The sequence below is a fragment of the Streptomyces sp. 8L genome (assembly GCF_020176795.1).
Lineage (GTDB): Bacteria > Actinomycetota > Actinomycetes > Streptomycetales > Streptomycetaceae > Streptomyces.
In genome coordinates this window covers 1-3,510 of sequence record NZ_JAIUKE010000733.1, presented here as the reverse complement: position 1 = coordinate 3,510, position 3,510 = coordinate 1, and the positions used below count along the sequence as shown (strand labels likewise).

Sequence of the window (3,510 nt, the reverse complement as noted above, 5' to 3'; positions counted from 1 at the left end):
GGACCAACGCCTACGCACACGCTGCGTCACCACCCGCCGAGCCCGCGGACACCTCCGCACCGCTCAACTTTGAAGACCCAGAATGTCCCGCTCGGTGACGAGCTTCTGTATCTCCTTCCGGGCCGCCGCCAGCTCCCGGCGCAGGGCCTCGTTCTCGGCCTGAAGCCCCTCGGCCGTCGGTGGCGCATCCACCCGCATCATCTCCGTGCTCGTCGTCCCGTACCGGCCGTTCCGGGGCCCGCTCGGCCCGCACCCAGTTACGCAGCATCTCCCGGCTGATTCCCAAATCCTTACCGATGCCCTCGTAGGTATGACTCGGGTCCGACAGGTACAGCGCGACAGTATCCGCCTTGAACTCGGACGAGTAGACCTTCATCACCATAAAAGATGCCTCCTACCCGGCCCCTACCGGAGCCAGACTCAGAGATGTCCACCACTCGGGGACAGGTCCCCCGGCCTGGAGGAGGAATCCCGCCGCGCGGGGTGGGGCGCCGTCAGGCGGCGATCGTGGGCCAAAGGCGTTTGGCGAGAGCATCCGACCAATGGTCGGGCAGTCGGGCGTGCATGGTGGTTGCGACAAGAATCGCGCCAAGAACGAGTTCGACGACGAGTCCGTCACCGGCCTCCGCCACCAGAGTCCCCGCCTCGACGCCGCACACGAGGAAGTCGTGGAGGACCGCGAGGCGGGGGCCGATGAACCGGGCCCGCCATGTGACGAGGAATTCGTCGTCCGCACGGAACATGTGTGCGACCAATTTGCGCATATCGTCCGCCGCGAAGACTTGCCGAAGCCGGTCGATGACCCGGGTGAACCCCTCCAGCGTGATCTCGTTCTCCGGAGGGATCGTTGACACGATCTGTTCGGCTACAGCTTCGAGCAACTCGAAACGATTGCGGTAGCGCCGGTACAGCGTCGTCCGTGCAACACCTGAGACCTCGCTGACCCGGTCGATGGTGACTCCGCCAAAGCCGTCGCTGCCAATTACCTCCCTGACTGCGGATTCGATCTTCTGATCTGTGGCCAGCCGCGGCTTGGACCGGCCGTCATTGAGGTCGGCTTGCTGAGTTTTCATACCGCGCGTTCCCTCCACTCTCATGCCAGATAATGCTACGTTAGCGTAGCGCTACATCGTGTAGCACTACATTGCTCCCTGGCCAGGGAGCGCTCAGAGCCAGAGGAGGAGATGACCGGATGTCCAGTGCGCGTTTGATGAGTCGACCCGAGGACTTCGAGAAGCTCGGTATCAAGCCGGGAATCGTCCAACCGTGGGAGGACGGCCGTCGCGACACTCCCGCACCGGGGCACAACGAGGTCTGGTACTTCGACGGTGCGATGGACGACGGCACGAAGATCGTCGTCGCCTTCCGTCCGGTGGATCCCGCGGGACACGGTGACGGCATCGACAGCCCGAATCTGAACGTGAACATCACGACGCCCGAAGGGGAAGAATTTGTGAGTATGATCCCGGTACCGGTCGAGAACTCGTCGATCGGCACTGAGAAGTGCGAAGTGCGCTTCGGGCCGCACTACGCCGTCGGTGACCTCAAGAACTACGAAGTCAAAGTGGAGCCGGTACAGGGCGTCGGCGTCGACCTGCACTACGAGGCGTTGGTCGAGCCGTACCGTGCTGGAGGTACGTCGCACGTTGCACTCGGGGACACCGACGAGTTCTACTACACGGACCAGTCCGTCCCGCGCTGCCGCGTCACGGGAACGGTGACCGTCGGCGGCAGGACTTGGGAGGTCACGGGCCAGGGGTACCACGATCACCAGTGGTTCAACATCAGCCCGTTCGCGGCTTGGCACCACTGGCTGTGGGGCCGCCTGTACACCGAAAACTTCACGGTCGTCATCTACGACTTCGTGGCCACCGAGCGCTTCGGGTTCACACGTATCCCGATCTTCGGCGTACTCGATTCCTCGGGCAAGGTCGTCTTCGACAACCGCGGTGACGCCGAGGTGGAGGTCGAGACCTATCACGACGAACAGACAAACAAGGACTACCCAAAGACCAGTCGCTACATGTTCCGTGACGGGGACACTACGGCCGAGTTCCAGATCGAGTGGTCGCAGATCATCGAGATACGCGACATGTACGGGACCTCCGCAGAGCAGGATCACTACGGGATGGGCGGTGAGGAACAGCGCAAGCGCTACGACGCCATGGGAATCCAACCCACCTACATGCGCTATTACGCCAACGCAACCCTGGCTCTGACCAAAAGCGAATCAAGTGTCAGGGAATCCGGCGAGATGGTCTATGAGTTCAACTACCTCGGACTCCCCGATGCCCGCGCCCATCTCTGACCGCCTCATGATGGACGAGCCAGCGGCGCTGTTCGGGACCGTGCTCGACACCGAATCACCCGTCCGGGACAGCCCACATACCCGTCCGGTGGACGCGTCCACCCAGAAGCTACCAGTGTTCCCGGCAAGGGTGCAGACGGCGTGGAGACCAAGCGGTCGCAGGGAATCAACATTGAACGTTTTCCGTCTTGATCAGTTGGCGAGTTCGAGGGCGACGATGGCGGTGATGCGGGTGGTGCTGCAGCGGAGCTTTCGCAGGATCCGCCAGCCCTTCAAAATCGCCATGGCGCGTTCGCCGAGGCTGCGGATTTTGGCGTGGTCCCGGTTGTGACGTCGGCTCCAGCCGCGCAGGTTCCTGCCGCGGAACGGGACGCGGATTGGGGCCCGCGCCCTGGTACGCCTTGTCCGCCCAGTACTTGATGTCGCCGGCGGCCAGAATGGCCGGGATGTGGTGGGTCCGGGCCGCGGTCAGGTCGTGCGTGGCTCCCGGCAGCGCGTCCGAGACCCAGATCAGGCGTCCGGTCGGGTCGGCGGGGACTTGCGCGTTCATGCCGTGATGCTTCTTCTTCCCCGAGTAGTACGGGCGGTCGATCGGCAGGAGCGTGCCGTCGAGGATCACGTACGCCTTCCTGCGGACCGTGTGCATGGCCTGCTCCAACGTCGGAGCGAGCCCGGCCAGGAGGTCGACGACCTCGCGTATGTACCGGTAGACCGTCGCGATCCCAATGCGGAAACCCGCCGCGAGGCGGGCGTATGGGTCGCCGCAGCGCAGATGCGCCAGGACGTGCAGGGCCTGCCAGCCGCAGGTGAGGCGGCGCCAGCGGGAGCCAATCCGACGCCGATGGCCCGCGAGCAGACCGGCAAGATGCTGCAAGGTGCAGCTGGACAGATCGATGGCAGACGGGTAGACAAGCACAGGAGCTCCTGGCGGACTGGTGATCTTGGTCGTGAACCCGTCTACCAGGAGCTTTCTTCGTGCCCGCCACCGGGTCCGCCGCCCAACCACCCGTCAGGTTGGAAGAGGCTCACTCACACTCGCAGCACGAACCTCTGTGTCCACACTCAGGGGGACGCCTCGCTGAAGTTTCCCCGTGATCTTGGACACTCGTTCGTTATGCCGCGTGGGCGTGTTGATGCCGCTGTCTGCTTTCGGCCGGTGTGAGGTAGCCGAAGGTCTTGTGCTTGCGTAGGCGGGGGCGGTT

3 protein-coding genes and 2 pseudogenes are annotated in these 3,510 nt (G+C 63.8%); 1 reads left to right on the top strand and 4 read right to left on the bottom strand.

Annotated features, from left to right (window positions below; translation table 11 throughout):
• Window positions 1–63: 63 nt before the first annotated feature.
• The 3 genes and pseudogenes from LCE31_RS40665 to LCE31_RS37965 form a co-directional block, all read right to left on the bottom strand.
• On the bottom strand, window positions 64–192 hold the full coding sequence (locus tag LCE31_RS40665) for a hypothetical protein (RefSeq protein ID WP_263632779.1): 129 nt from the start codon (window positions 190–192) through the stop codon (window positions 64–66).
• Window positions 192–382: pseudogene (locus LCE31_RS37970) on the bottom strand (transposase); the annotation flags it as partial. The gene LCE31_RS40665 and the pseudogene LCE31_RS37970, both read right to left, overlap by 1 nt.
• A gap of 112 nt (window positions 383–494) precedes the next feature.
• Window positions 495–1,073, bottom strand: coding sequence for a TetR/AcrR family transcriptional regulator (locus tag LCE31_RS37965; RefSeq protein ID WP_225022699.1), 579 nt, complete (start codon window positions 1,071–1,073; stop codon window positions 495–497).
• Between the two features lie 119 nt (window positions 1,074–1,192).
• Between LCE31_RS37965 and LCE31_RS37960 the strand changes: the two genes are divergently transcribed.
• Entirely contained in the window at window positions 1,193–2,308 is a 1,116-nt protein-coding gene (locus LCE31_RS37960) for a lipocalin-like domain-containing protein (RefSeq protein ID WP_225022697.1), read from the top strand.
• A gap of 192 nt (window positions 2,309–2,500) precedes the next feature.
• On the opposite strand, the pseudogene LCE31_RS37955 reads toward LCE31_RS37960, so the two are convergent.
• Window positions 2,501–3,224: pseudogene (locus LCE31_RS37955) on the bottom strand (transposase family protein).
• Window positions 3,225–3,510: the final 286 nt, after the last annotated feature.